This is a genomic window from Mesorhizobium sp. AR02 (assembly GCF_024746835.1).
Lineage (GTDB): Bacteria > Pseudomonadota > Alphaproteobacteria > Rhizobiales > Rhizobiaceae > Mesorhizobium.
This window is the reverse complement of record NZ_CP080530.1, coordinates 134,742-153,611: the sequence shown is the minus strand read 5'-3', so window position 1 is coordinate 153,611 and position 18,870 is coordinate 134,742. Positions and strand designations below refer to the sequence as shown.

Sequence of the window (18,870 nt, the reverse complement as noted above, 5' to 3'; positions counted from 1 at the left end):
GTTAGTTGGTGAACAGGCAGAACCCCTGGTCGTCATGCGCCAGAATCTTGATGATATGACCCTTGCGTCCACGGAAGCAGAAGATCGCGCCAGTGTGCGGGTTGAGCGCGAGCACCTGCTGCACCATCCGCGCCAGGCTATTGATCCCGCGACGCATGTCGGTCGCGCCGCAGCACAGGTAAATCCGGTCGGTCGGCACAACCGTGATCACCTGGTCAACTCCGCCAGGACGATGCGCAGTGCTGTCGGATCGATGGTCCCGTCGATCCGCAATCGCGCGCCATTCGGAAAGGCCACGACGATCCTGCCGGCCGGGTCCGGGCAATCGGCGACGGGGCGTTCGACACCCGGCAGATCGCTCACGTCGATGCGCGCGAAGGTTGCCATCGCCTGATCGGCATTGAGCTCGCCGCCGGCCATCTGCTTGCGCCAGGCATAGAGCTGTGACGGAGCTACGCCGAACGCTTCCGCGACCTCGGTCACCGACGACCCCGCCGCGCTCGCCAGGTCGACCAACGCGCGCTTCTCAGTGCAACTCCACAGCCTTCGTTGCCGCACGCGCCCGGGCACCGTTTTAAGATCTTCGGCCGCTGCGGCGCCGCTTAACTCGGCGACCATATCGCCCGTTGCATGTTCCAATGTCATGGCCCGAAACCTCCATGTTCATCGGCATCTTGCAAGGTGCCTTGGCGCACCGCTTACCGTGAAATCACTGCCCACGATCCTCTGAAATGGGTGCCCACGATCCTCTGAAATCCGCAGCGAAGGCCAAGCGGGAGGCCGCGCGGGGAAAAGGCCCGCAGGTTCGCACTCCAGAGGCAATTGGTCTTCAGCGACACGCACCGAGGTGCGGCTGACAAACCGTCGAGCTCACCCGCATCGCGGCGCGGCCACGACAACAGCGTTGGCGCCCATCTCGGCCACAGAAGGAGGGCGTCTCTAAGCGCAATATGGTGGGAGTCTGTGGATTGTCATTCCACACTGCATCTACGGGACTTTTGGCCATAGGTCAGTCTCAGCAAAGCTGAGAGGGCCATGATAACCCTCACCTGGCCAATCGACATTCACGATTCAAATCTGCGTTGAGATTCGATCTGGAGCGAGGGATGGCCCGGCGATATGAACTGAGTAGCGAGCAATGCCAGCGCCTCGAAAGCCTGCACACTTCAGGCGCGGTAAGGCCGGTATGGGAACGGATATTCGCTGACCTGATCGGGATCCTCAGAATTACTAAGTGATGCTCGACAGCACATTGGTTCGTGCCAACCAGCAGGCGGCGACCGGGAAGAAGGCCCATAACCAGCCTTCGATTACCAAGATCCGAATGTCGGTAGACGGCCAGGGGCGCCAGATCACTCACCGCAGCCAAAGCGAAAGCGGCCAGCGGTCCAAAGAATGCCAGGATTACGCCGCCAAAAGCCGGACCAACGCTGCGCACAATATTGTATCCGACAGACATAAGCGGTGATGGCAACCATTTCAGCGTCCGATTTGATGGTTGCGCTCGTGCAGGCCGCATCCACATTGCCAGTATTCTTCCTCTCAGCCCTTGCCCAACTGATGGCAACCGTTTGCACGAGCCACCCGAGGCTGGATATTTGTGTGGCCGTCCAGATCGGGCGAAACACCTGGTTTCGAAATGGAGCGAGCGTCGTTGAAAACGGGCATATGGGGATTTTTTTCGCACTGCATGACGTTGCCGGGTTCAGCCACCTCCACGCCGGCAGCCAGCGCCAGGCAGACCTCGCCCAGTCAGGTGGCCTTGCCGCTCGTCCTGCTCGAAAAAGGTCGTCGGCACGGTGATTGGCTCTCGCGTCAGGGAACCAGAGCCATGGAGCTTGCAGGCGACTATTTTCGCATTGGGCCATCCTAGCTTCATTCATGACAGTCCTGTGCGTGGCCGAGCGTTCCGCTAAGTTCCAACGATGAGGGCCCCGCCGCTGAGACCCGCACCCGCTGCCGCCAGAAGGATCTTCTCGCCCTGCCGGAACGGCTCCGCTTGGTTGGCCAGCGACAGCGACAGTGGGGTCGTCGCGGCGGAAGAGTTGCCGTAGTCGACGATCGTCTTGACGATCGCATGATCTGCTATGCCGAGGTTTCTCCCAACGGCATCGAAAATGCGCGCGTTGGCCTGGTGCGGCACGAACCGGTCGATGTCCTGCGGCCGCATTTTGGCCGCGGCGAGCGCGTCCTGCGAGCAGGCAGTCATCATGTCCACGGCCTTGGCGAACACTTCGCGGCCGTCGGTGATCGTCATCCGCGTCTGCTCGGGGTCGAGGTCGCGATGGAACGGCGTGTTGCTTCCGCCAGCGGGAATCTGGATCAGCCCGTAGCGTGAGCCGTCGGAATCCACCGAAGCGCCGAGAATGCCTCGATCCGGGTTATCGCACGGACCAATCACCACGGCGCCGGCGGCATCGGCAAACAGCACGGCGCTGGCGCGCTCGGCCGGATTGATGCGGCGGCTAAGGATGTTGGCGGCGATGACCAGGCTCGCCTTACCGTGCAGCCGGGTGAACCCGTCGGCGAACATCAGCGCATAGATGAAGCCTGCGCAGGCACCGGTCAGGTCGATCGCGCCGGCCCGGCCGAGCCCCAGCCGGTGTGCTACCAGCGGCGCGCTGGGCGGAAGAAGGTGGTCGGGGGTCGAGGTCGCAAGCAACAGCAGGCCGATGTCGCTCCGGTCGATGCCGGCATTCGCCAGCGCCATGTCGCCGGCAGAGGCGGCAAGGCCCGATAACGTGTCTTCGTCCGTTGCCCAGAAGCGTGACCGTATCCCGGTCCGCCGCTCGATCCAGCCGGGTTCGAGCCCGAGCCGATTTTCGATTTCCGGGTTCTCGACCTTTCGCGACGGCACATGATGACCAAACCCGAGAATGCGCGATGATCTGCTCATGGCTTTGAGCCGAAGCGTTCGCCGGCCTCCTCGATAGCGTCATGGAGTCCGACCAGCTCGTCGCTGGTGATGCAATAAGGCGGCAGAAGATAGAGGACATTGCCGAGCGGACGCACGAGCAGCCCCTTGTCGAGGAAGAATGCGCGCAGCTTCGGCCCGATCTCGGCAAGATAGCCGGCTGAGCCGGTGCGCAGATCGAGAGCCACTATCGTCCCGGTCGCCCGGATGTTGGTGAAGAACGGATTGTCGCCAAAGCGCCGAAGCCCGGCGGCCTGTCGCGCGCTCAGGGCCGCGATACGCTCGGCCACCGGTTCGTCATGCCAGATCTCGACGTTGGCGAGTGCTGCCGCGCAGGCAATCGGGTTGGCGGTGTAGGAGCTCGAATGGAAAAGCGTCTTCGTCCGGTCCTCGGAGTAGTGAGCCTGGAAGATGGCATCGGTGGCGAGCGTGGCCGCCAGAGGGATCACGCCGCCGGTCAAGCCCTTCGAGGTGCACAAAATATCAGGAGAGATGGACGCCTGCTCGCAGGCGAACATGGTTCCTGTTCGCCCCCAGCCGGTCATCACTTCGTCGGCGATCAGCAGCGTGCCGGAGACTTCGGCGATTTTTTTCAGTTCCGTCAGAACCGAAGCCGGATACATCAGCATGCCGCCGGCGCCAAGCACCAGCGGCTCGACGATCAGCGCGGCGGCGCGCAGGTCGCGGGCAACTGCCTCGAACCGATCCAGCGTCTCTTGTTCGCGTCCCGCGGCCGGGAAGGGGATGGTGTCGACTTCGAACAGCAAGGGTTCGTAGGCGGCGTTGAACACGCCGCGGGCGCCGACACTCATCGTGCCGATCGTGTCGCCATGATAGCTGTGCTCCATCACGACGATGCGCGAGCGCGGGGCGCCGATATTGCGGAAATAACCGAGCGCCATCTTCAGCGCGACTTCGACGCAGGTCGAGCCGCTGTCGGAATAGAACACCCAATCGAGTCCGGCGGGAGCGAGGCCGACAAGCGCCTTGGCCAAGCGCTCTGCCGGCTCGTGCGTGAAGCCCGCAAAGATAATCTGGTCGAGGCTCGACGCGGTTGTTTCGATAGCCTTCATGATGCGCGGATGGCGGTGGCCGTGCGTGACGACCCACCAGGAGGAGATAGCGTCCAGGATACGCGCGCCGTCGGCCTTGTGGAGATAGGCGCCCTCGGTCATGACGATTTCAGGGATCGCCGGCTCGAGCGCGTGCTGGGTGAAGGGATGCCACACACGGGACTGCGACATCAGTGATCTCCCGTAATCGAGGCGAAGGCGAAGCCGGCAATCATTGCGTCTCTCAGCGTCTTTTCCGTCAGCGGGTCGAGATACGGCAGCCTGCCAAGCTGCGGCACCCCGCCGAATTCCACAACTGTCCTTTGCGTGTCTGCCACCTCGTCGCCGACAAAAGCGACGCCGATGATTGGGATAGAGCGGGCTCGCAGAGCTTCGATTGAGAGGAGCGTGTGGTTGATGGTGCCGAGCGCGGTGCGGGCGCACAGGATGACCGGCAACTGCCACTGCTCGAATAAATCGATGAATCTTGTGCGCCGGTTGAGCGGCACCATCAGTCCGCCCGCGCCCTCGATGACGAGCGGCGTCGGCAGGACCGGAAATGAAAGATCGGCAGCCTTGATGGCGACGCCGTCGATTTCGGCCGAACGATGCGGCGACAGCGGGCTCTTCAAGCGGTAGGCTTCCGGCAGCACGCGCCCCGGCGGCAGGCCGGCAAGCCGCCCAACCACCTCGCTGTCGGTCTCGCCGTCGAGGCCCGATTGCACCGGCTTCCAGTAGAAGCCGTCGAGCAGGCCGGCGAGCCCAGCCGCAAACACGGTCTTGCCAATTCCGGTGTCTGTTCCGGTGATGACGATGCGTTGGGTCATGCCGCTCCGGTCATGTTTGGGCCAACACCTCAACGAGCGCCTCGACCATGGCCGAGATGGCAGCTTCGTCGACGTTGAGCGTCAGCGAAATGCGCAGGCGCGATGTGCCCTCTGGCACGGTCGGCGGGCGGATGCCGCGGATGTCGAAGCCGCGGGCCCGCAGTGCCGCCGCCACCACCATGGTGCGCCCGACATCGCCGATGGCAAAGGGCTGTATCTGCGAGCCGCTCGGCTTCACGCCGCAGCGCTCGGCCAATTGACGGCCGGCGAAGGCAACGCGATCCTGCAGCTGAACGCGGCGCATGGGCTCGTCGGACAGCATGGCGAGCGCTTCGCGCACTGCCACCGCCATCAGCGGCGATGGCGCGGTGGCGTAGATGAATGGCCGGCAACGGTTGACGAGATAGTCGCATAGCAGTCCCGGCCCGGTGACGAGCGCGCCGGACGCGCCGAGCGCCTTGCCGCATGTGTGGAGCGCGACGATGTTGTCGCGGCCCTTGAATGCGGCGGCCAGCCCCCGGCCATCCGGTCCCCAGACACCGGTGGCATGCGCTTCGTCGACGACAAGGAATGCCTCGTGCCTATCGGCAAGCGCGACAAGACTTTTTAGCGGCGCGCGGTCGCCATCCATGCTGTAGAGGCTTTCGATCGCGATCCAGACGCGTCCCATGCCGCCTTCGGCGCGCCAGCGCGTGATCGCGTCCTCGCCAGCATCGACGTCGTTGTGCGCAACCAGCTTGAACTCGGCGCGTCCTGCCCGCGCGCCCTCATGCATGCTGGCATGGGCGAGTTCGTCGAGGACCAGCAGGTCGCCCTTCTGTGGCAGCGCGGTCAGAAGGGCGAAGTTGGCGATGTAGCCGCTGCCAAAGAACAGCGCGCGTTCGGTGCCGAAGAACGCCGCGGCGTCTGCCTCCAGTTGCTCATGCTCCGGCGCGTTGCCGCGCAACAGCCGCGACCCGGTTGCGCCAACCGGCGTACCCCGCGCAATGGCAGCCGCAACCGCCTCGCCAAGTCTCCTGGAGGCGGCCAGCCCGAGATAGTCGTTCGACGAGAAGTCGAGCCCGGCGCGTGGCGCAAGTGTGCGCAACCGGTCCCTGCGCGCCAGTCCCTGCAAGGTCGATTCATAGCGGGCAAGCGGCGGCTCGTTCATTTCGCCTCAGGCGCCATCGGCTCGATGCCAAGGCGCCGGAAGAGCAAAAGATCCTTGTCCTCGCCGGGATTTTCTGCCGTCAGCAGCGTGTCCCCAACGAATATGGAATTGGCGCCGGCGAAAAAGCACAGTGCCTGCATTTCGTCGCTCATCGCCGTCCTACCGGCGGACAGCCTTATAAAGGACTTGGGCATCATGACGCGAGCGAGCGCAATTGTACGCACGAAGTCGAGCGGGTCGAGGGGGCCGGCCTCGGCAAGCGGCGTGCCCTTGATGGGGATCAGAAGGTTGATCGGCACGCTTTCGGGCGGCTCAGGCAGGTTGGCCAGCGTGACCAGCATGTCGATGCGGTCGGCCTTTTCCTCGCCCATCCCGAAAATGCCACCGCAGCAGACCTTTATGCCAGCCTCGCGCACGTGGCCAAGCGTTTGCAGCCGGTCGGCAAAGGTGTGGGTGGAGACAACCTCTGGGTAGTAGCGCTCGGAGGTGTCGATGTTGTGGTTATAGTAGTCGAGGCCGGCCGCCTTTAAGCGTTGCGCCTGGCCAAGTTCGAGCATGCCGAGCGTCATGCAGGTCTCCATGCCGAGTGCCTTTATGCCCTCGACCATGGCGATCAGGGCGTTCATGTCACGCTCCTTCGGGTGGCGCCAGGCCGCGCCCATGCAATAGCGGGTGGCGCCGGCGTCACGCGCCTTGGTCGCCTCAGTGATGACCCGCTCGACCTCCATCAGCTTCGTGGCCATCAAGCCGGTGTTGTGATGTGCAGACTGGCTGCAATAACCGCAATCCTCCGGGCATCCGCCGGTCTTGATGCTGAGCAGCCGCGACAGCTGCACCCGGTTGCGATCGAAGTTCTGGCGGTGAACCGTCTGAGCCAGGAAGAGCAGGTCATTGAACGGCATGCCGTGGATCGCCTCCGCCTCCTTGCTGCTCCATCGGGGTAGCGCTACGTCGATGGTGTCCACAACCTGGTTCACATCGGTTTCCGCGTTCATTTCAATCGTCATCTTCAAAAGCCTTGTTGCTGGTCGGCGAGCGCGTGCAGGGGTCAATCGACCGGCGGGGCTCGCAGCACTATGACCGTCGTCAGCGCAATGCGCCTCGAATCTCACGTTGTTGAACGGTAACAGGCTCGCTTCGAGCACCTTTTCGCTGCGTGCAGGTCCGAGGGGTACTGCTCTTCATTTCGTCTCCATCAGTTCAAGCGGGTGCCGATGTTTCCCAGGGCTGGCATGTCCAGGCCGATATCGAGGATCGGCGCGCTGTGTGTCAGCCAGCCCATGGAAATGAGATCGACACCGGTGGCTGCGATTGCGGGAGCCGTTTTCGGTGTCACCCGACCTGAGGCCTCGGTGATTGTGCGGCCGCCGACCGTTGCCACGGCGCGGGCAAGGTCCTCGACTGACATATTGTCCAGCAGCACCGCGTCGACTCCAACTGTAAGCGCGATATCCAGCTGTTCCAGCGTGTCGACCTCAACCTCGATCTTCACCATGTGGCCTGCGGCGGCGCGCGCCCGCTCTATAGCTGTGCGGATGTCACCGGCGATCGCTATGTGGTTGTCCTTGATAAGCACGCCGTCGTCGAGCCCGAAGCGGTGATTGGCGCCGCCGCCGACGCGCACGGCGTATTTCTCCAGCGCGCGCAGGCCGGGAGTCGTCTTTCGAGTGCATACGATCCTCGCCTTGTGGCCACGCACGGACTCCACCATCGCCGCTGTGGCTGTGGCAATGCCGCTCAGGCGACACAGGAAATTGAGCGCTGTGCGCTCGGCTGCGAGCAGGCCGCGCGCCGGTCCACACAGCTTCGCGATGGTTTCGCCCGCCCCGACATCACTGCCGTCAGGACGCCAAATGTGAATGTCGATCGCGGGCTCCACGAGCAGGAAGGCGTACGCGACCAGATCGAGCCCGGCAACGATGCCCGCCTGTCGCGATTTGAGCACCAAGGTGGCAATGCAATCGTGGGGGATCACTGCATCGCTGGTCAGGTCGCCGCATCTGCCAAGGTCTTCGAGAAGGGCACCGCGCACGATCGGTTCGATCAGTGTCGAGGGGAGGGGTGAGAATGAAACCATATCACGTGCTCCGTATCGGTGCCCGGCAACTGAGTGCGGCGGCGGCCTGCATTGCGCTGTTCAGCGTCAGCCGTGACGTACACGCGTCTGCATCGCGCCGGGGGAAATCGGATCGACAGTGCGCGCCGCGGCTCTCTTCTCGCCGTAGGGCTGCAACGGCCAGCATCAGTGAGACCAAAGCCGGGCCGGACTTGGGGCCGTCGTGACCTGCCATCGGCAGCAGGGTCGCCACCGCTTCGCGCATCGTCTGGCCATCGCGGATGATGCCGAGTGCGGCGGAGACGACCGCCCTGATGCCTGAAGCGTCTGGCCGTGGAGGCACCAACGTGGAACATACACGCCGGCGCCGGGTATACGATGCGCCGGCAACGCTTTCAGCAACCCAGCTCGCGGTGACCGCCGCTTCGGTGAGCGAGTTGCTTGCGAGACGATTGGCGCCGTGCAGGCCAGTACAAGCAACCTCGCCGCACGCCCACAATCCCTCGACGGAGCTGCGGCCGCCGGCGTCTACGGCAACGCCGCCCATGTGATAATGTGCCGCTGGGCGCACCGGAATCGGGTCGGTCGCAGGATCTACGCCTGCCTCGCGGCACAAACCGGCAATGCCTGGGAAGCGCTTTTCAAAACTAGGGCCGAGACATCGCCGCGCGTCCAGGAACACGCGGCCCCCGGCAGCAAGCTGATGCCAAACGGCGCGCGCCACCACGTCGCGAGGCGCAAGCTCGCCGCCAGGCGTTTCAGCGAGGAAGCGCTCTCCTCGCTCGTCAATGAGCATCGCGCCTTCGCCGCGCACTGCTTCGCTCACCAGCGGCATCGGCCGACGCGGGGTGTCGAGGGCGGTCGGATGGAACTGCACGAATTCCAGGTCGGCGAGCTCTGCCCCGGCCCAGGCAGCGAGTGCCAGCCCGTGTCCCCATGAGCCAGGCGGGTTTGTCGTGTCGCAAAACAGGCCGCCGATGCCGCCGGTTGCCAGCACCGCGCGGCGCGTGGGCAAAGCGACCGCACCCGCGTACCCGACCGCGACCACGGCGATGACCGACCCGTCTTCCACGATCAGGCGGCGGACCTCCACGTTTTCGAGAATAGTGATCGAGGCTGTCCGGCGCGCTGCGGCGATGAGTGCGCGGACCAGCTCCCGACCCGTGGCGTCGCCGCCGGCATGCACGATCCGCCGTTGCGAATGTGCTGCCTCAAGCCCGAGCCGCAAAGCGCCTTCAGGGTAGCGGTCGAAGGCGACGCCGAAGCGGTCCAGGGTCTTGATCGCATTGGTTGCAGCCCGGACCACTCGCCGCACCGTCGCCTCGTCGCAGAGGCCGTCGCCGGCTGCAATTGTGTCGCAAAGATGAAGTTCGGGGTCGTCGTCGCCGCCGAGACTTGCCGCAAGACCACCCTGAGCGAGCTCGCTGCAGACTCCGGTTCCAAGCGGCGCATTGGACAGAAGCACGACCGGTTCCGGCGCTAGATGAAGCGCCGTCATCAGGCCGGCAATGCCGGCGCCGATGACGACCGGCGCTCCGGCGATGTCGAGGACATCAAGGTTCATATTGAAAGCATGCGCTCGACCGCGCGGCGGGCGGGGTCGGCTATCCCGGGATCGATCCGGATCTCGTACCGGTTCTCCTCGAGCGCAGCGCGAATGTTGGCGAGCGTGATGCGCTTCATGTGTGGGCAAAGATTGCAGGGGCGAACGAACTCGACGGCGGGATGCGCGACCGCGACGTTGTCGCTCATCGAACATTCCGTCATCAACACGACCCGTGCCGGTTTCTCCCGCTCGACATAATCCGACATGGCGGCCGTCGACCCCGAGAAATCCGCCTCTCTGACAACGTCGGGTGGACATTCGGGATGGGCGAGCACGACCACGCCCGCGTGTGCAGCGCGCAGCTCGCGGATATCGGCCGGGGTGAAGCGCTCATGCACCTCGCAGTGACCCTTCCAGGCGATGATCTCGACCTTCGTCTGGGCGGCGATGTTCTTCGCAAGAAATTCATCGGGCAGCATGATCACACGCGGCACGCCGAGCGATTCCACTACCGCCTTGGCGTTGCCCGAGGTGCAGCAGATGTCGGATTGGGCCTTCACGGCGGCGGACGTATTGACATAGGTGACAACCGGGACCTCCGGATAGCGCTGCCGCATCAGTTGCACATCTTGTGCCGTGATTGAATCCGCCAGTGAGCAACCGGCGCCCATGTCCGGGATGAGCACGGTCGTGTTCGGATTTAGCAGCTTTGCGGTCTCGGCCATGAAATGCACGCCGGCAACCACGATGATGTCGGCATCCACCGCCATTGCTTTACGGGCCAGTGCGAGGCTGTCGCCGACGACGTCTGCGACGCAATGGAAGATCTCAGGCGTCTGATAATTGTGCGCCAGGATGATGGCGTTGCGCTCCCGCTTCAGCGCGAGGATGGCATCAATGTCGTTTGCAAAGGCCGACCATTCGACTGGCGGGACCACGCGCCGGACGCGCTCGTACAAGGACGCGGCAGTAGGTAACGCCCCAGTCATCAGCGCCTCCGATTATATTCGATCTGATAATAAGGGGATATGTCTACCTTGACTATAAGGTTGTCAAGCCCGCGTCAGCGGCAATTTCGTGCCCGCGACCGCCCTTTCATCGAGGACCCCACGGCGGAAACGATAGAGCTTTGCTGGTCGCCCCCCCGTATCAACGGAAGTCTCGCCAGTTTCCTCGACCAGCTCCTGCTGCTCAACAAGCCTGCGGAAGTTCGGCTTGTTGATGAGCCTGCCAGCTAAGGCTTCCACCGTTCGCTGCAGCTGCAGCAGTGTGAAAGTCGGCTGCATAAGCTCGAAGACGACCGGCCGGTATTTGATTTTGGAGCGCAGCCGCGCAATGCCGGTCGCCATGATGCGGCGATGATCGGCGACCATGGACTCGCTGGGCACCAGGGGAAGCGGGGTCGCGTCCGTTCCGCTTCCGGCCTCCTGAACCAGGCCTGCTTCGTAAAGCAACTCATAGCGTTGAAGCGCGAGTTCCTCGTTCCAATGGCGATCATCGAAGCCGAACGCTATCGCCGACCGCTGACGGCGTTCGCGTCGCGTGGCTGCGTCGCTTGCGCCATCCGCCCACTCGATCAAGCGCGGTCGCACAAAATCCAGCATCACCGGCGGCGTGCCGGAGCGGTGATCCTCCCATGGAAAATATTCGTACCAACTTCGCCAGCCGCACTCGGTCGAGCTCTGTTCCTTGCGGGTCAGTGCGAGATAGCTGATGGAGATGGCGCGCTCGCGCTCGGCGCCGATGCGGTCCCGATCCGCGAACGTGTAGAGTTGCTCGGTGTACCCAAGCGGATGGCCGGTCTGATGCTCGACCCACCCCCTCAGGCCGGATTGCAGCGATCGGTGCTCGAGCGCAAACGGTCCGGAGGGAAGGGTGTTCATCCGGCCGATTGTTAGGACACAGGGTTCACTGTCATTGACGGCGACGACAACGGCGATCAAATCGACTTTGACTTGGCCGGCCTTGATGGCGGCTCTGTCTTTCCTGGTTCCTGTTTTCTTGTGGTCCATGTCCGCGAAGTGGTTGGCCCAGAGCTAGGGGCGCCTTAATCGATTTAGTGTAAGCGTGGAGGTTTGCGCGTCAACACCGCAGATCCGCAAGTCCGCTTTTTTAGCTCTTCGCATTTGCACAAAAATATGCCAAACGCGACACCCGCAGCGGGTAACGCCAGGGAAGGAGGCGCGGGTTGAGCGCAGCTGGCTGTCGATGGTGTGGCGACGGTCGTGGCCAAGCTCTTTCCGCAGACAGGCGCTGACTTCGCGTTTTTTGGCGAGAAGGATTTCCAGCAGCTTCAGACTGTCAGACGCATGGTGAGGGACCTTGATATTGCGCAACGTCCGGCTCTCGCCAGCGGAACGCGTCATCGCCGCAAAGCTGGCATCGGTCCTCTTCGATACGGCCGAGCGGCTTGAGCGCGGCTCTCCCGTCAGCCAACGCTTGATGGAGCGCGTGCAACAATTCTGGCCGCCGGCTATCGCGAGGTCGAATACCTGGAACTTCGCGCGGTAACAGATCTGCGAGCTTTGGCAAGCCTTGACCGACCGGCACGGCTGCTTGTCGCGGCTTGGCTGGGCGACACACGGCTCATCGACAATGTGTCAACGTCACCGCCTGGCAATTGGTCAGGTTCGCGGCGTTGTCTTCAAGCAGAGGCAGGAAAGTAATGGGAGCGATGATGGGGACGAGATCCTGCGCGTCGCTTCGATTCGCGATCGTTTAGCCCGAGCCCCGCGCCTGGCATCGAGGAACATCCGCGGAGTTTACGCAAAACCAGATGCATCGGCTATTTGAAAAATTCATCGAGCAACTTTCGGCAAGCGTCGATGCTGCGGATCTCCACGAGGCAATCCCTCGGCCGCCGCCGGCTTGGAATTTCCGCTCTTCGCTTACTTCACTTACCCGCCAGCCTTCAGCGACACGCCGCTAGTGATCTCGAATTATCCTTCTTCCTGGACCTCCAATTATCTGCAACCGCGCTACCACAGCGGCGATCCGGTGATCCTGCGCGGGCTGCGAGGCTGGGATACTTTCGACTGGGGGCTGGATCGAGATCATCGGTATTTGCCAGCCTCGCAGCAAGAAGTTTTGGAAAACGCAGTTCAGTTTGGCATTCGGTGCGGCTTGACCATGTCCATGCATGATCATCGCGGCCGCTTTGCTGCGCTGACCTTCGCTTCCGATGAGGCGCGTCCGCCTGTCTTGCGGTCGCTGGAATGCTACGAAAAAGCATTGCAGTTGGTAGCGATCAACTTCCACATTCATGTCCGGCGCAGGCTCGCCGGCAATTGCGTGGTGGATGGCGCAAAGACGCGGGAGTTCGAAGCTCTGAAATGGGCGGCGCGGCGTGGGATATCAGCCAGATCCTCGGCCTCTCGAAACGCACAGTGACCTTCCATCTGGAAAACGCCAAGGCAAAGCTTGGCGTGCGAACCATCAATCAGGCTGTAGCAAGGATGGCCGCTTCCGGTCACGCCAGAACCTGATCGTCTCGTTCGCCTCTATCTGAAGCGAGCATCGTCCGCCCCAGTCTCCCTAATTCCGGCAGTGAAGGCGCCCGGGGGGCATGCATCCATCAATTGGATGGGGCCTCATAAACAAAATCGATTTGCTCAATAGCGCGAGGAGACGTTAGTCCGCCGCCGACTGAGTTTTGGTGCCGATTTTTGGAACGGACTACGCAGCATCGCAATGGATCCTCATGCTTCGAAATCACGTCAGGACACCTGGCACAGGATGTTTCTTGGTTCGGCGGGTCAATAGCAGAGAACGCCTTAACCCGAATGCCTTCCCCGAAAATGTCATTGTCCCAGCGAAGGAGGCTGGCGTCGATGACATGGTCATACACGTCCGGAGAGCTTTGCGGGCGACCGGAAGGGGAGGGGCCGCCAAGGGCTGCGGGTACCGACGCCAGCCCAAACTGTGTGCTGCCGACACTCGCCGTGGCCTGTGAACAGAGGACTTTTTTAATGACATACAGGCGTGATATCGATGGCCTTCGGGCCCTTGCGGTGCTGCCGGTCGTACTGTTCCATTTCGGAATCTCGGCAATTCCCGGCGGTTTTACCGGTGTGGACATCTTCTTCGTCATATCTGGCTACCTGATCACCGGAAGCCTTCTGGACGACCTTGAACGCGGCGAGTTTTCGATCGTCAGCTTCTACTGGCGCCGTGCCCGACGCATTCTGCCGGCTCTGATCTTTGTCACGCTCCTCACCTGCATCGCGGCATTGTTCATTCTTCTGCCGTCAGATCTGCATGAATTCAGTCTCAGCGTCATAGCGGCATCGACTTTCTGGTCAAACATCTATTTTTGGAAAACGTCAAATTACTTCTCCATCGATGCCGAGCTCCGACCGCTGTTGCACACGTGGTCGCTTTCGGTCGAGGAGCAGTACTATATCTTTGCCCCAATCCTGATGTTCCTGATCTATCGCTATTTTGCGAAGCGCTGGCTGACAGCACTCCTACCGATCATTGTCGGCAGCTTCGTGCTCGCGGTCATGGCGACATGGCTGGCGCCAAGCGCTGGATTCTACCTGCTGCCGACACGAGTCTGGGAACTCATGCTGGGCGCCGTGCTCATGCTGAAACGGCCCCCGCCGTTGAACAATCGATTTCTTATGGAAATGGTGGGGCTGGCCGGATTTGGCCTTCTCGCCATCGGGTTCTTCGCGATTTCGGAGAGCGATCCGTTCCCGGGCTACAACGCGCTGTATCCGTGCATCGGAACGGCCCTCCTTATCTATGTCGGCCAAAATAGCCCCTCGACGATTGCTAGCCGCATACTCGAAGTCCGGCCACTGGTCTTGATCGGCCTCATCTCCTATTCGCTGTATCTTGTTCACTGGCCGATCAATGCGTTCGCGCACTATCTTTCGTTACAAAATCTCGACCCGTCGATAATCATTGCGATGACGGTTGCAAGCTTCGCATTGGCTGCATTCTCCTGGAAGTATATCGAGCAGCCGTTTCGGCAGAAAAGGTCCTTCACCGCCCCGTTGCCGATCTTCGCCTTTTCAGCGGGTGCGATCGCTCTTGTTTGCGTTGGCGGGGCGGCCGGCGCGCTCGGCAACGGCTTTCCGCAACGGTTCCCGGAGTATGCCCAGCAGCGGATTCCTGCCGGGGACTGGCTCGAGGGGACCTGTTTCAACGAGGGCTCGAGCCGGATCGAAAGCTGGAACATCGAGGACTGCACACGCACTCGCGGCTTCGCTACGACCGTTTTGTTGTGGGGCGACTCCTTCGCCGCCCATTATGTTTCAGGGCTGGAGGCCAACAAAAGGAAAATTCAAGCCAACGTCGTGGAATATACTTACGCAGGCTGTCCACCGATTCTCTCTTACTTCTCGTATGCACGCCCGGATTGCATACGGTTCAATCAGAAGGCCCTGGAGATCATCCGGGACGCAGGCATCAAGACGGTTGTCCTCAGCGGGCGGTGGACCGACTACGAGGCGAGAAGTTTCGACGGTCTCCAGCAAACGATCGATACGCTTCGTGGCCAGGGTGTGCGCGTGTTCGTCATCGGCCAGTCTCCGCAATTCATAACCGACGTTCGGATAATCGCATTCTTCGCAAAGCGCAGAAATTCGGATGATACATACTGGCCAATGGCCATGGATCCCGACATCAACAATCGTGTGCGCTCATTTACCAAAGGCGCCACTTTCATCGATCCGCTGAAATTCCTCTGTAGCGCAGGACGCTGCCCCTACGCCGACGCAGGCGAGTTTCTCTATTTCGACTACGGTCATTTTTCTTCCGTCGGCGCAATTCTGGCAATTTCGAAATACTGGCCGGTTCTAGCCACAGACAATGCCCTTGCTGTGACGAAATAAGCCCGCGGGCGGTTGGCAAAGCACGAGTGCGAGGTGCATTCGCGCGCGTAGCAAAGCTCACACATGTGTTGGGGCAAGTTTGGAGACACTGTCGTCTATTAGGCTTCGTGGACAAAGCTTGACGCTAGACTCGGTCGCTGATTCAAGGCTGTCTTTTGGAGGCAGCGTTGGGCGCGCGGATTGGGGTATCGGACGAGGAATGGGCACGGATCGGGCCGCTGCTGCCAGCAGAGTGGGGTCGAGGGTGCCGTCCGGCGCAGGATAATCGGCGCTATTTCGAAGGCAGGATGTGGATGGCCCGAACCGGGGCGCAATGGCCTCATCTGCCTGATGCCTGATGAATAGGGCAAGTGGAACAGCGTCTTCCGCCGATACCGGCGATGGGTCGCGACGGGGGTGTTCAAGCAAGAACCATTCCTCGATGGAGGGCTTCAGAATACGCCCGAACCTGACCGAGACGTGCCTCATCGACATGTATCTCTCGAACGTAAGCTGCCGGACAGCTGCTTGTGGTAGACAGCCATAATCGAGCACTGGATGTGCAGAGATCGTCGCGAACCGCGGGGGCAAGTGCTGCCGCACGCGGGGTCACAAAACGTTCGCGGCCGCTCGTCGTAAACAGTTCATCGCCGAAAAAATCGCGCAGCGGGGGCGACGGCCGCACTCATGGCCGGCTGACTGAGGTTGATGGGGCGGGCCGCCGCCGAGAGGCTGCGCTCCACCAGCAGCGCGTCGAGCACAACGAGGAGATTTAGGTCAATCCCTTTGAAACGCATGTCTTTAGCTATCCATAGCGTGGATGCCGTTAATCGAAACAAACGATTTTACCGATTCTGGAGAACGTCGCATAGGGAGAATTCAAGGAAGCACTAAAGGAAAATCGTCGATGTTTGCGTTAGCTCCAAGGAGCATTCTCGGCTCCGAGGAGCATCTTCTGGTGTACGCCTTCCGGTATACGCCGAAACATCAATCAACTCGCATGTCGGTTGCGGCTTGGTTCTTCGGTGATCCGCGCAAGGTCCATCGCGTCAGCTCGACGCGACAAGCTCTCCATGCGTAGGCGCTTATCTCAAAAACTGCAATCAAGATGAGGTATTTCCATGGGCTCTGACGTACGGTGGAAGTTGTGCTGGGAAAATGAATTGCAACTGGCCGACCATGTCGAACTCTCCGATTTCTTTCTAAAGACTTATGGACGGCATGGGGCCTTCCTCGCGAAGCCATTCGAAGGCGGCCGTAGCTGGGCCGGTGCAAGGCCGGAATTCCGCGCAATCGGTTACGACGCGCACGGCATAGCGGCTCATATTGGCATACTGCGCCGCTTCATCAAAGTTGGCGAGGTCGATCTACTGGTGGCCGAAATTGGCTTATACGGGGTCCGTCCGGATCTTGAGGGACTCGGAATCAGCTTTTCACTGAGCGTTGTGTACCCATTGCTGCAGCGGATGGGGGTTCCATTTGTGTTCGGCACGGTTCGGCAGGCAATGCGGAACCACGTTGAGAGGTTCTGCCGCGGCGGTCTGGCGAGCATTGTGTCGGGGGTTGAGGTACGGTCCACCCTCGCAAATATACATCCCGACCTGCCGCCCACCCGCGTCGAGGACTTGATCGTCTTCGTTGCGCCAATTGGACGCTCGATGGACGAGTGGCCGTCCGGCACCCTGATCGACCGAAACGGTCCAGAATTGTAAGCAGGACTACACATGTGAGTGCCGGGTGATGCGCTGACGCCACCTTTGAGGACTGGCCCAACCCACATTGCATACCGCAGATCCGTCATGTGCTGGCGCCACATCGGGTGCCGGCGACCTTCTTCGTCATCGGAGCCTACGCCGTAGATCGGCCGGAACTCAGCCCGCCCTTATGAGCATGAGCTTTGTCGGTGGCTATTTTCGCAACGCGGCCCGTAGGAGTTGAGCCGCGTCCACGTCAAACCAGCTGAAATCGAAAGGAACAGACAGAATGGCTGATCAACTCGCAACGGAAATCATTACCATAATCAAGAAACGCGTCGAATCTGAGAACTTTGCGGGAGCGTTTCGACCCATAGTCGGCGAAATAACGACCGAGACGGAAGTGACCGCGCTCGGCATCGATTCGCTGGGACTGGCGGACGTGCTCTGGGACCTCGAGCAAGCCTATGGCATTAAGATCGAAATGAACACATCGGAGGCGTGGTCGGATCTCCAGAATGTTGGCGACATTGTGAAAGCCATCCGCGGCTTGCTTGCTGAGGCAGCTTGAATGGACAGGCGGGTCGTCATCACCGGAATAGGCGGGCTGTGCGGGCTGGGCACTGATGCCCCCTCCATCTGGAAAGAGATGCGCGAAGGTCGCTCAGCAATCGGCCCGATTGTCACTTCAGAGCTTCATGGGTTGACCGGCACGATCGGTGCCGAGATCAAGACGCTCCCTGAGCACGACATCGACCGCAAGCAGCTCGTCACCATGGACCGCTTCAGCCTGCTTGCCGTGCTTGCAGCGCGGGAAGCCATGCGACAGGCCGGACTTTCCTCCGATGAACGAAATGCCTATCGCTTCGGTGCGATAGTGGGCGTCGGCGGCAGCGGCTGGGAAGCGATCGAGGCAAGCTACCGCGCTCTCCTTTTGAACGGCGCGCGCCGTGCTGGCGTCATGGACGTACCCAAGGCGATGCCGAGTGCCGCTGCCGGCCAGGTCAGCATGAGCCTCGGCCTGCGCGGGCCGGTCTTCGGCGTCACCTCCGCCTGCGCCTCTGCCAACCATGCGATTGCCTCAGCCGTAGACCAGATCAGGTGCGGCCGGGCCGACGTGATGCTTGCCGGAGGCAGCGACGCGCCATTCGTATTTTGTGTAGTGAAAGCGTGGGAAGCAATGCGCGTGATTGCGCCAGATACCTGCAGGCCCTTCTCCTCCGACAGGAGGGGCTTGGTGCTGGGCGAGGGTGCGGGGATGGCAGTGCTGGAAAGCTATGAACATGCCACTGCTCGCGGCGCAACGATTATTGCCGAGATCGCCGGCATCGGCCTTTCCGCTGATGCCTTCAACCTCGTCGCGCCGGCTGTCGAGGGGCCGGAGGCGGCGATGCGCGCCTGCCTTGCCGATGCCGGGCTGAATGCCCAGGATGTCGACTATATCAATGCGCACGGCACCGGCACCAAGGCCAATGATCGGATGGAGACGGAGGCGATCAAGCGAGTCTTCGGTGGCCACGCCAACTCGATGTCCATCTCTTCCACCAAGTCCATGCACGCGCATTGCCTCGGCGCCGCGAGCGCGCTTGAAATGATCGCCTGCGTGATGGCAATCCAAGAGGGTGTCGTGCCGCCGACCGCCAATTATCGCGAGCCCGACCCCGATTGCGATCTCGATGTCACGCCCAACGTCGCGCGCGAGCGCAAGGTCCGCGTGGCACTGAGCAACGCCTTCGCCATGGCCGGCATGAACGCAGTTCTGGCATTCAGGCAGGTGTAGGACGACATGCCGGCAAGGTCACCTTCTGTATC

The 18,870-nt window shown here is 61.6% G+C and carries 18 protein-coding genes and 5 pseudogenes; 10 read left to right on the top strand and 13 right to left on the bottom strand.

Features of this window, described 5'->3' with window-relative positions:
- Position 1: 1 nt before the first annotated feature.
- From tnpB to DBIPINDM_RS00655, 3 genes and pseudogenes are all read right to left on the bottom strand, one after another.
- On the bottom strand, positions 2-211 hold the full coding sequence (gene tnpB, locus DBIPINDM_RS00665; RefSeq protein ID WP_258580929.1) for an IS66 family insertion sequence element accessory protein TnpB: 210 nt from the start codon (positions 209-211) through the stop codon (positions 2-4).
- The gene (gene tnpA / locus DBIPINDM_RS00660) at positions 208-645 is read right to left on the bottom strand and encodes an IS66-like element accessory protein TnpA (protein ID WP_258581011.1); all 438 of its coding nucleotides are present in this window, start codon (positions 643-645) and stop codon (positions 208-210) included. The genes tnpB and tnpA overlap by 4 nt, the downstream gene beginning before the upstream one ends.
- 682 nt (positions 646-1,327) lie before the next feature.
- Positions 1,328-1,628, bottom strand: a pseudogene (locus DBIPINDM_RS00655) (MFS transporter); the annotation flags it as partial.
- Here DBIPINDM_RS00655 and DBIPINDM_RS00650 point away from each other — a divergent pair.
- Positions 1,516-1,803 (top strand): annotated as a pseudogene (locus DBIPINDM_RS00650) (hypothetical protein); the annotation flags it as partial. The pseudogenes DBIPINDM_RS00655 and DBIPINDM_RS00650 sit on opposite strands and share 113 nt — an antisense overlap.
- Positions 1,804-1,912: 109 nt before the next feature.
- On the opposite strand, the gene DBIPINDM_RS00645 reads toward DBIPINDM_RS00650, so the two are convergent.
- The 9 genes from DBIPINDM_RS00645 to DBIPINDM_RS00605 form a co-directional block, all read right to left on the bottom strand.
- Positions 1,913-2,896, bottom strand: coding sequence for a beta-ketoacyl-ACP synthase III (locus DBIPINDM_RS00645; RefSeq protein WP_258581009.1), 984 nt, complete (start codon positions 2,894-2,896; stop codon positions 1,913-1,915).
- Positions 2,893-4,158 (bottom strand): adenosylmethionine--8-amino-7-oxononanoate transaminase, encoded by a 1,266-nt coding sequence (locus DBIPINDM_RS00640; protein WP_258581008.1) that lies wholly within the window; start codon positions 4,156-4,158, stop codon positions 2,893-2,895. Before DBIPINDM_RS00640 ends, DBIPINDM_RS00645 begins: the two co-directional genes overlap by 4 nt.
- Positions 4,158-4,793, bottom strand: coding sequence for a dethiobiotin synthase (gene bioD / locus DBIPINDM_RS00635; protein WP_258581007.1), 636 nt, complete (start codon positions 4,791-4,793; stop codon positions 4,158-4,160). Before bioD ends, DBIPINDM_RS00640 begins: the two co-directional genes overlap by 1 nt.
- Before the next feature lie 10 nt (positions 4,794-4,803).
- Positions 4,804-5,943: an 8-amino-7-oxononanoate synthase gene (locus DBIPINDM_RS00630; protein ID WP_258581006.1), complete on the bottom strand. Its 1,140-nt coding sequence runs from the start codon at positions 5,941-5,943 to the stop codon at positions 4,804-4,806.
- Positions 5,940-6,950, bottom strand: a complete 1,011-nt coding sequence (gene bioB, locus DBIPINDM_RS00625; protein ID WP_416361691.1) for a biotin synthase BioB — start codon at positions 6,948-6,950, stop codon at positions 5,940-5,942. The genes DBIPINDM_RS00630 and bioB overlap by 4 nt, the downstream gene beginning before the upstream one ends.
- Positions 6,951-7,138: 188 nt before the next feature.
- Positions 7,139-8,020: a carboxylating nicotinate-nucleotide diphosphorylase gene (gene nadC, locus DBIPINDM_RS00620; protein WP_183455240.1), complete on the bottom strand. Its 882-nt coding sequence runs from the start codon at positions 8,018-8,020 to the stop codon at positions 7,139-7,141.
- A gap of 1 nt (position 8,021) precedes the next feature.
- Positions 8,022-9,563 (bottom strand): L-aspartate oxidase, encoded by a 1,542-nt coding sequence (locus DBIPINDM_RS00615; RefSeq protein WP_258581004.1) that lies wholly within the window; start codon positions 9,561-9,563, stop codon positions 8,022-8,024.
- The gene (gene nadA / locus DBIPINDM_RS00610) at positions 9,560-10,534 is read right to left on the bottom strand and encodes a quinolinate synthase NadA (protein ID WP_258581003.1); all 975 of its coding nucleotides are present in this window, start codon (positions 10,532-10,534) and stop codon (positions 9,560-9,562) included. Before nadA ends, DBIPINDM_RS00615 begins: the two co-directional genes overlap by 4 nt.
- Before the next feature lie 63 nt (positions 10,535-10,597).
- Positions 10,598-11,557: an NUDIX hydrolase gene (locus DBIPINDM_RS00605; RefSeq protein WP_258581002.1), complete on the bottom strand. Its 960-nt coding sequence runs from the start codon at positions 11,555-11,557 to the stop codon at positions 10,598-10,600.
- A 195-nt stretch (positions 11,558-11,752) separates the two neighbouring features.
- Between DBIPINDM_RS00605 and DBIPINDM_RS00600 the strand changes: the two are divergent.
- From DBIPINDM_RS00600 to DBIPINDM_RS43510, 5 genes and pseudogenes are all read left to right on the top strand, one after another.
- Positions 11,753-12,211 (top strand): annotated as a pseudogene (locus DBIPINDM_RS00600) (pantoate--beta-alanine ligase); the annotation flags it as partial.
- 202 nt (positions 12,212-12,413) lie between these two features.
- The gene (locus DBIPINDM_RS00595; RefSeq protein ID WP_258581001.1) at positions 12,414-12,935 is read left to right on the top strand and encodes an autoinducer binding domain-containing protein; all 522 of its coding nucleotides are present in this window, start codon (positions 12,414-12,416) and stop codon (positions 12,933-12,935) included.
- Complete coding sequence (locus tag DBIPINDM_RS43515; protein ID WP_416361690.1) at positions 12,878-13,030, top strand: LuxR C-terminal-related transcriptional regulator; 153 nt, start codon at positions 12,878-12,880, stop codon at positions 13,028-13,030. Before DBIPINDM_RS00595 ends, DBIPINDM_RS43515 begins: the two co-directional genes overlap by 58 nt.
- 483 nt (positions 13,031-13,513) lie before the next feature.
- Positions 13,514-15,385, top strand: a complete 1,872-nt coding sequence (locus DBIPINDM_RS00590) for an acyltransferase family protein (protein WP_258581000.1) — start codon at positions 13,514-13,516, stop codon at positions 15,383-15,385.
- Positions 15,386-15,540: 155 nt separating this feature from the next.
- Entirely contained in the window at positions 15,541-15,723 is a 183-nt protein-coding gene (locus tag DBIPINDM_RS43510) for a transposase (RefSeq protein ID WP_416361689.1), read from the top strand.
- Between the two features lie 192 nt (positions 15,724-15,915).
- Here DBIPINDM_RS43510 and DBIPINDM_RS43505 read toward each other — a convergent pair.
- Positions 15,916-16,161 (bottom strand): annotated as a pseudogene (locus DBIPINDM_RS43505) (helix-turn-helix domain-containing protein); the annotation flags it as partial.
- Between the two features lie 324 nt (positions 16,162-16,485).
- Between DBIPINDM_RS43505 and DBIPINDM_RS00580 the strand changes: the two are divergent.
- The 4 genes and pseudogenes from DBIPINDM_RS00580 to DBIPINDM_RS00565 all read left to right on the top strand — a co-directional run bounded on the left by DBIPINDM_RS00580 (position 16,486) and on the right by DBIPINDM_RS00565 (position 18,838).
- Positions 16,486-17,076, top strand: coding sequence for a NodA family N-acyltransferase (locus DBIPINDM_RS00580; protein ID WP_258580999.1), 591 nt, complete (start codon positions 16,486-16,488; stop codon positions 17,074-17,076).
- Positions 17,077-17,117: 41 nt separating this feature from the next.
- Positions 17,118-17,237: pseudogene (locus DBIPINDM_RS00575) on the top strand (polysaccharide deacetylase family protein); the annotation flags it as partial.
- Between the two features lie 110 nt (positions 17,238-17,347).
- Positions 17,348-17,629: an acyl carrier protein gene (locus DBIPINDM_RS00570; RefSeq protein ID WP_183455234.1), complete on the top strand. Its 282-nt coding sequence runs from the start codon at positions 17,348-17,350 to the stop codon at positions 17,627-17,629.
- Positions 17,630-18,838 (top strand): beta-ketoacyl-[acyl-carrier-protein] synthase family protein, encoded by a 1,209-nt coding sequence (locus DBIPINDM_RS00565; protein WP_258580998.1) that lies wholly within the window; start codon positions 17,630-17,632, stop codon positions 18,836-18,838. It begins immediately after the preceding gene.
- Positions 18,839-18,870 lie beyond the last annotated feature (32 nt).

Bases quoted from the DNA above. Each gene is read 5' to 3' on its own strand.
- tnpA (WP_258581011.1), bottom strand. From the start codon at position 645: ATGACATTGGAACATGCAACGGGCGATATGGTCGCCGAGTTAAGCGGC.
- DBIPINDM_RS00645 (WP_258581009.1), bottom strand. From the start codon at position 2,896: ATGAGCAGATCATCGCGCATTCTCGGGTTTGGTCATCATGTGCCGTCG.
- DBIPINDM_RS00640 (WP_258581008.1), bottom strand. From the start codon at position 4,158: ATGTCGCAGTCCCGTGTGTGGCATCCCTTCACCCAGCACGCGCTCGAG.
- bioD (WP_258581007.1), bottom strand. From the start codon at position 4,793: ATGACCCAACGCATCGTCATCACCGGAACAGACACCGGAATTGGCAAG.
- DBIPINDM_RS00630 (WP_258581006.1), bottom strand. From the start codon at position 5,943: ATGAACGAGCCGCCGCTTGCCCGCTATGAATCGACCTTGCAGGGACTG.
- bioB (WP_416361691.1), bottom strand. From the start codon at position 6,950: ATGACGATTGAAATGAACGCGGAAACCGATGTGAACCAGGTTGTGGAC.
- nadC (WP_183455240.1), bottom strand. From the start codon at position 8,020: ATGGTTTCATTCTCACCCCTCCCCTCGACACTGATCGAACCGATCGTG.
- DBIPINDM_RS00615 (WP_258581004.1), bottom strand. From the start codon at position 9,563: ATGAACCTTGATGTCCTCGACATCGCCGGAGCGCCGGTCGTCATCGGC.
- nadA (WP_258581003.1), bottom strand. From the start codon at position 10,534: ATGACTGGGGCGTTACCTACTGCCGCGTCCTTGTACGAGCGCGTCCGG.
- DBIPINDM_RS00605 (WP_258581002.1), bottom strand. From the start codon at position 11,557: ATGGACCACAAGAAAACAGGAACCAGGAAAGACAGAGCCGCCATCAAG.
- DBIPINDM_RS43515 (WP_416361690.1), top strand. From the start codon at position 12,878: ATGGGCGGCGCGGCGTGGGATATCAGCCAGATCCTCGGCCTCTCGAAA.
- DBIPINDM_RS00590 (WP_258581000.1), top strand. From the start codon at position 13,514: ATGACATACAGGCGTGATATCGATGGCCTTCGGGCCCTTGCGGTGCTG.
- DBIPINDM_RS00580 (WP_258580999.1), top strand. From the start codon at position 16,486: ATGGGCTCTGACGTACGGTGGAAGTTGTGCTGGGAAAATGAATTGCAA.
- DBIPINDM_RS00570 (WP_183455234.1), top strand. From the start codon at position 17,348: ATGGCTGATCAACTCGCAACGGAAATCATTACCATAATCAAGAAACGC.
- DBIPINDM_RS00565 (WP_258580998.1), top strand. From the start codon at position 17,630: ATGGACAGGCGGGTCGTCATCACCGGAATAGGCGGGCTGTGCGGGCTG.